Below are 6,725 nucleotides of genomic sequence, written 5' to 3'. Positions count from 1 at the left end.
GGCCCTCCGGTGCCGGACGCCACCCTGCTCGGCGCGGCGGTACGGGCGATCCGGGCCGGGGACACCGCCGCCACGGTGGTCCGCAAGGACGCCCCGGAGGCCCCCGGCGCCCCTGCGGCCGCGCCCGGCTCGCTGCCCCGTACGACCTCCGCCGAGACCCTCGCCACCGTGCAGGCCGCCGCGATGACCGGCTCGGCGCTCTGGATCGGCTACGTGAACGCGGACGGCGCCGCCAGCCAGCGGGTCATCGCCCCGGTCCGGGTCGAGGGCGGCTTCGTCACGGCGTACGACCACACGGCGGACGAGGTCCGCACGTACCCGCTGCACCGCATCACGGGCGTCGCGGAACTGGCGGACGACGCGACGACCTGAGCACGGGACACGTCAGCGGCCGCCCCGCAGCAGAGGGGGCCGACGTCCAACGGCCCCGCCGTCCCCACCGGCCCGGTCCGGAGTCCTCCGGGGCCGAGCCGCCCACGCCCGGGCGGCCCTGGGCCGCTTGCAGCCGCGGGCACTCCCGCTCACCGCTGCGGCATCGCGCCGCCCCGTACCTGGGACAGAGCCGCGAGCCGTGACGCTCAGTTGTGTGGCACGGCGTGGCCCTCGGCACGCCCCCGCCCCTCCCCATCGGCCGCCGCCGAACGTGGCAGTGCGTGCGAATCGGGGGCGGGCCGGGCGACCGCAGGGCAAACTCTGACGTGTTCACGACGCTGGAGGGGGATGTCATGCGGCGCACCGAAGCGGCCAGACAGCTGGGGGGATTCGTCCGCGAGCACCGGACCGACGGGGGCAGACGGCTGCGGCAGGCCGGGATCATGCTGGTCGTCGGGGCGGTGGGGATGGCTTTCGGGGTACCGGTGACCATCGCGTCGATCGGCACCACCGACGGGGCGCCGGAGCTGGCCGGGCTGCTGCTCGGCGTCGGGCTGGCGGGGCTGGGCCTGGGCATCTGGCGGCTGATCCAGGGCTTCCGTACCCGTGAGCAGTGTTTCGACGTCCACGAACGGGGACTCACCCACCGCGTGGCGGGCACCGCCACCCTGATCCCGTGGCAGGACATCGCGTCCGTCGGCGCGCACGGCGAGGACGGCCGGCCACTGGCCGAGGCCCGCGGGATGGGCTTCACCTGCGACATCGTGCTGACCGATGGACGCAGGATCCGCGTCGACACCTTCACCGAGGACGTCCGGCAACTGGCGGTGACCGCCCACGCCGCCGTCCACCTGGGCCGGCTCCCCGAAGGCCGGGGCCACCGCCGGACGGACTGACCTGCCGCCTCCCCGAGGAACGAGGCCGCCGGACGGACGGACCGGCGGACGAGCACCGGCGGACGAGCACCGGCGGACGAGCACCGGCGGACGGGCCGACCGCCGCGCGGACACCGGCATACGGGCCGACCGCCGCTCGGGGGCGCCCCGGCACGACGCCCCGGGGGCGCCCACACCCGGACCTGTGCCCGAACCCGAACCCACACCCAAGCCCAAGCCCGAGCCTGAACCCACACCCAAGCCCGAGCCTGAACCCGCACCCGCACCCACAGCCCGGGCCCGATCGCGGTCGCGTCCGGGCCCGAACCCGTGCCCGACAACACACGCGCCGCGGCCGCGGCATGCGGCACACTGGACGTTTGGCCGCATCCGTGGCCACACCCCGTAGAAAGGGCCGACGCGCGTGACCGGACCCCTCATCGTCCAGAGCGACAAGACACTCCTCCTGGAGGTCGACCACGACCAGGCCGATGCCTGCCGTCGTGCGATCGCGCCCTTCGCGGAGCTGGAGCGTGCGCCCGAGCACATCCACACCTACCGGCTGACCCCGCTCGGGCTGTGGAACGCGCGGGCCGCCGGGCACGACGCCGAGCAGGTCGTCGACGCACTCGTGCAGTACTCCCGCTACCCCGTTCCGCACGCGCTGCTCGTCGACATCGCCGAGACGATGGCCCGGTACGGCCGCCTCACCCTCTCCAAGCACCCGGTCCACGGACTGGTGCTGACCTCCACCGACCGGCCCGTACTGGAGGAGATCCTCCGCTCGAAAAAGGTGCAGCCGCTGGTCGGGGCGCGGATCGCCCCGGACACCGTGGCCGTGCACCCGTCCGAGCGCGGGCAGATCAAGCAGACGCTGCTGAAGCTGGGCTGGCCGGCCGAGGACCTCGCCGGTTACGTGGACGGCGAGGCGCACCCCATCGAGCTGGCCGAGGACGGCTGGGCGCTGCGGCCGTACCAGAAGCAGGCCGTCGAGGGGTTCTGGCACGGCGGCTCGGGTGTCGTGGTGCTGCCCTGCGGTGCCGGCAAGACGCTGGTCGGGGCCGGCGCGATGGCCGAGGCCAAGGCCACCACGCTGATCCTGGTGACGAACACCGTCTCGGCCCGGCAGTGGAAGCACGAGCTGGTGAAGCGGACCTCGCTGACCGAGGACGAGATCGGTGAGTACAGCGGTACCCGCAAGGAGATCCGGCCGGTCACGATCGCCACGTACCAGGTGCTGACGACCCGTCGCAAGGGCGTCTACCCGCACTTGGAGCTGTTCGACTCCCGCGACTGGGGGCTGGTGATCTACGACGAGGTGCACCTGCTGCCCGCCCCCGTCTTCAAGTTCACCGCCGATCTCCAGGCCCGGCGGCGGCTCGGGCTGACGGCGACCCTGGTCCGTGAGGACGGCCGCGAGTCGGACGTCTTCTCGCTGATCGGGCCCAAGCGGTTCGACGCCCCGTGGAAGGAGATCGAGGCGCAGGGCTACATCGCGCCGGCCGACTGTGTCGAGGTACGGGTCAATCTGACGGACTCGGAGCGGCTCGCGTACGCGACCGCGGAGGCCGAGGAGAAGTACCGGTTCTGCGCGACGACGGCGACGAAGCGGAAGGTGACGGAGGCGCTGGTGCGCAAGCACCGCGGCGAGCAGACCCTGGTCATCGGGCAGTACATCGACCAGCTCGACGAGCTGGGTGAGCATCTGAACGCCCCGGTGATCAAGGGCGAGACGAGCAACGCCCAGCGCGAGAAGCTCTTCGACGCGTTCCGGGAGGGCGAGCTCAACGTCCTGGTGGTCTCGAAGGTCGCGAACTTCTCGATCGACCTGCCGGAGGCGACCGTCGCCATCCAGGTGTCGGGAACGTTCGGCTCCCGTCAGGAGGAGGCGCAGCGGCTGGGCCGGGTGCTGCGGCCGAAGGCGGACGGGCACGAGGCGCGGTTCTACTCGGTGGTCGCGCGCGACACGATCGACCAGGACTTCGCGGCGCACCGCCAGCGGTTCCTGGCCGAGCAGGGGTACGCGTACCGGATCGTGGACGCGGACGAGCTGCTGACCGACAACTGAGGCCGGTGGCCGGTCCGTGTGCGCGGACCGGCTGCGTCCTGGCCCGGGTCGGCCGATGAGCGCCTGACCGGGTCAGCCGCTGAGCGCCAGGAGCAGGACCAGGCCGCCCACCGTCGTCAGCCCCGGCAGCACGGCGATCGCCGCTGCACACAGGCGGGCGGTGGTCCGGTGGGGACGCCGGCACGCCAGCACCCAGGCGGCGATCAGAGCGAGAGGCGTGATGAACGGGGTCACGTACAGCCCGCAGGCCATGAGGCTCAGCGGAACCGTGATGCCCGAGGAGCAGTTGTCCGGGCCGCAGCTGTCGGTGGCCATCACCGCGAAGCCGAGGGCGAACACGCCGAAGCAGGTCATGAAGAAGGAAAGGACCGTGGCGATCGTGGGGGCGACGCAGGCGTTCAGGCGGCGCGCGGGGACGACCTGACCGGCGGGGCCGACGACGGCGGGACGCATCACGTGGACGTGGCTGTTCTCCATGCCGCCACCCAATCGCGGGGCAGGGCCGGGCCGCCTCCGGCCGGATACTCATACCGGACGGCTCCCGGTACTCACAGCGGATGCTCAGCAGGCACGGCGGCTGCGGGCGCTCAGCCTGCGCGGCAACTGCGGAAGCTCAGCACGCACGACGGCCGAGGACGCTCAGCACGCACGACGGCTGCGGAAGCTCAGCACGCACGGCAACTGCGGGCGCTCAGTGGGCGCGGCGGCTGCGTACGCCCGCCTCCTCCGCGTACTCGCCGAGCACGACCACGCCGAACGCGGCGCGGGCGAAGACCTTGACGGCGCGGACCGCGTCGCCGACGCGGTGGGTGCGGTGGTGACCGGTGGCCGCGGTCGCGCCGTGCGCGGGGCCGGTCCTGCGGGGGTTCAGGAGAACGGTGCTCATGTGTTCCATGGTCCTGCGCCCGGCCGGTGCGGGCATCGGCCCGCGGGCTGAAACCGGCGGGGGCCCGGGTAGACCCACGGGCGGAAACCGGCGGGGGCGCGGGTAGGCCTGGGGTCGCATGCCGTCCCCTACGGGATGGACCCGAAATCAATTCGTTCGCACCCGGCGGACGCGGTCGATACAATCGCCGGTCTGCCCGCCTCCCGCACCGTGGTACCGGCGGCCCGCCAGGGCCCGCGCCGGCAGCCGGGGGAGCGCCGCCGACCGGACGGAAACCGGCCGACAGCCGTACGCGCACCTGCTGCGCGTACCCGTGATCGATCCCCGAGCGGACCGCATCGCCCCCGAGCACCGACCGGGGCCGGATGCGGTCCGCCGTCCTGCGTTGAACAGCCGGAGGCAACACCGTGCCCGCGCACGAACACGAAAGCGACACCACCACCGATCCCCTGGCTCGTGAACGCGCCCATCTCACCGCGTCCCGCGCCGCGCTGCGCGCCATGCGCGAGGACGCCCAGGCCCTGGACATCCGCGATGTCACCGCGAACTGGGTCAACGCGGCCGTCCTCCAGGCCCAGATCGACGAGCGCATCAAGTCGCTCGCCGATCTCGCCCACACCCCGCTCTTCTTCGGCCGCCTGGACTATCTGCACCGGGTCGGCGCCGAGCAGGCCGAGGGGGCGGAGGGCGAGCAGTTCTACATCGGGCGCCGCCACGTCCACGACTCCGGCGGCGACCCGATGGTCATCGACTGGCGCGCGCCCGTCTCGCAGCCGTTCTACCGGGCGTCCCGGAAGGACCCTCAGGACGTGGGGCAGCGCCGCCGGTTCGGCTACACCGGCGGTGAGCTGACCGCGTACGAGGACGAGCACCTCACCGACCCCACCGAGGCCGCGCAGACCAGCAAGCTCCTCCAGGCGGAGATCGAGCGGCCGCGCGTCGGCCCGATGCGCGACATCGTCGCGACGATCCAGCCGGAGCAGGACGAGATCGTCCGCAGCGAGCTGGGCGGAACGGTCTGCGTGCAGGGCGGGCCCGGCACCGGCAAGACCGCCGTCGGCCTGCACCGGGTGGCGTATCTGCTGTACGCGCACCGCGAGCGGCTGGCCCGTACCGGCACGCTGGTCGTCGGGCCGAACCGGTCCTTCCTCCAGTACATCGAGCAGGTGCTGCCGGCCCTGGGCGAGCTGGCGGTGCAGCAGGCGACCGTCGACGACCTGGTCACGGCCGGCGTCGAGGTGCGCGGCACGGACCCGGCGGCCGCCGCCGTCGTCAAGGGCGACGCCCGGATGGCCGAGGTGCTGCGGCGGGCGATCCGTTCGCATGTGACGCCCCCGGTGGAACCGGTCGTGGTGGTGCGCGGTTCGCGGCGCTGGCGGGTGCCCGCGTACGAGATCGCGGAGATGGTCGACGAACTGCTGGCCCGCGACATGCGGTACGGGGCCGCCCACGACGCGCTTCCGCAGCGCATCGCGCACGCCGTCCTGGTCCGGATGGAGGAGGCGGGCGAGGCCCCCGACGACCGGGTGCAGAACGCGGTGGCCCGCAACCCCGCCGTGAAGGCGGCCGTGAAGGCGATCTGGCCGGCCGTCGATCCGGCGAAGCTGGTGCTGCGGCTGCTGTCGGACGCGGAGTTCCTGGCCGCGCACGCGGAGGGTCTGCTCACCGGGGACGAGCAGAAGACGATCCTGTGGGAGAAGCCGGCCCGGAGCGTGAAGTCGGCGAAGTGGTCGGCGGCGGACGCGGTGCTCATCGACGAGGCCGGCGATCTGGTGGCACGTACGCACTCGCTCGGCCATGTGGTGCTCGACGAGGCGCAGGACCTGTCCCCCATGCAGTACCGGGCGGTGGGCCGGCGCTGCACGACCGGTTCGGCGACGGTCCTCGGCGACCTGGCGCAGGGCACGACGCCGTGGTCGACGCAGAGCTGGGCGCAGGCGCTGCACCATCTCGGCAAGTCCGACGCGGTGGTGGAGGAGCTGACGGCGGGCTTCCGTGTGCCGCGCGAGGTGATCGCGTACGCCTCGCGGCTGCTCCCCGCGATCTCGCCCGGCCTCGCCCCGGTGGAGTCGGTGCGTGAGTCGCCGGGTTCGCTGGAGGTGCGGGAGGTGGCCGGTCCGGCGGAGCTGGACGCGGCGGTGCTCGCGGCGTGCGACGAGTCGTTGACGCGGGAGGGCTCGATCGGCCTGATCGCGGCCGACGCCCGGATCCCGGCGCTGGCGCAGGCCCTGACCGCGGCGGGGCACGCGTACCTCTCCCCGGGCGAGGAGACGACCGCCGAGTCCCGTCTGACCCTGGTCCCCGCGTCACTGGCGAAGGGCCTGGAGTACGACTACGTGGTGCTGGACGAGCCGGCCGCGGTGGTCGACGGCGAGCCGGACGAGCGGACGGGCCTGCGCCGGTTGTACGTGGCACTGACCCGGGCGGTGTCGGGCCTGACGGTGGTGCACGCGGCGGAACTGCCGGCCGAGCTGACGCGTTCCAGCCCCTCCGGCGTTTGAGGAACGGGGGTCCGGGGGCGGCG

6 protein-coding genes are annotated in these 6,725 nt (G+C 73.3%); 4 read left to right on the top strand and 2 right to left on the bottom strand.

Features of this window, described 5'->3' with window-relative positions; translation table 11 throughout:
• The 3 genes from AADR41_RS40500 to AADR41_RS40490 all read left to right on the top strand — a co-directional run.
• Positions 1-372 (top strand): WYL domain-containing protein (locus AADR41_RS40500; protein WP_342287328.1); only part of this gene is annotated, 372 nt, incomplete at its 5' end.
• A gap of 353 nt (positions 373-725) precedes the next feature.
• Positions 726-1,268: a hypothetical protein gene (locus AADR41_RS40495; RefSeq protein WP_342287327.1), complete on the top strand. Its 543-nt coding sequence runs from the start codon at positions 726-728 to the stop codon at positions 1,266-1,268.
• A 403-nt stretch (positions 1,269-1,671) separates the two neighbouring features.
• Positions 1,672-3,315 (top strand): DNA repair helicase XPB, encoded by a 1,644-nt coding sequence (locus AADR41_RS40490; protein ID WP_342287326.1) that lies wholly within the window; start codon positions 1,672-1,674, stop codon positions 3,313-3,315.
• 72 nt (positions 3,316-3,387) lie between these two features.
• On the opposite strand, the gene AADR41_RS40485 is transcribed toward AADR41_RS40490, so the two are convergent.
• A complete protein-coding gene (locus AADR41_RS40485) occupies positions 3,388-3,792 on the bottom strand; it encodes a hypothetical protein (RefSeq protein ID WP_342287325.1) in 405 nt (134 codons plus the stop codon).
• Between the two features lie 214 nt (positions 3,793-4,006).
• Positions 4,007-4,201 carry a hypothetical protein gene (locus AADR41_RS40480; protein WP_342287324.1) on the bottom strand — a complete coding sequence of 65 codons (195 nt, stop codon included), beginning with the start codon at positions 4,199-4,201 and terminating at the stop codon, positions 4,007-4,009.
• Between the two features lie 407 nt (positions 4,202-4,608).
• Between AADR41_RS40480 and AADR41_RS40475 the strand changes: the two genes are divergently transcribed.
• Positions 4,609-6,702: a HelD family protein gene (locus AADR41_RS40475; RefSeq protein WP_342287323.1), complete on the top strand. Its 2,094-nt coding sequence runs from the start codon at positions 4,609-4,611 to the stop codon at positions 6,700-6,702.
• Positions 6,703-6,725 lie beyond the last annotated feature (23 nt).

This window comes from Streptomyces sp. CLV115 (assembly GCF_038448545.1).
Taxonomy (GTDB): domain Bacteria; phylum Actinomycetota; class Actinomycetes; order Streptomycetales; family Streptomycetaceae; genus Streptomyces; species Streptomyces sanglieri.
The sequence above is the reverse complement of the archived record's forward strand: the minus strand, read 5'-3'. Positions and strand labels throughout refer to the sequence as shown.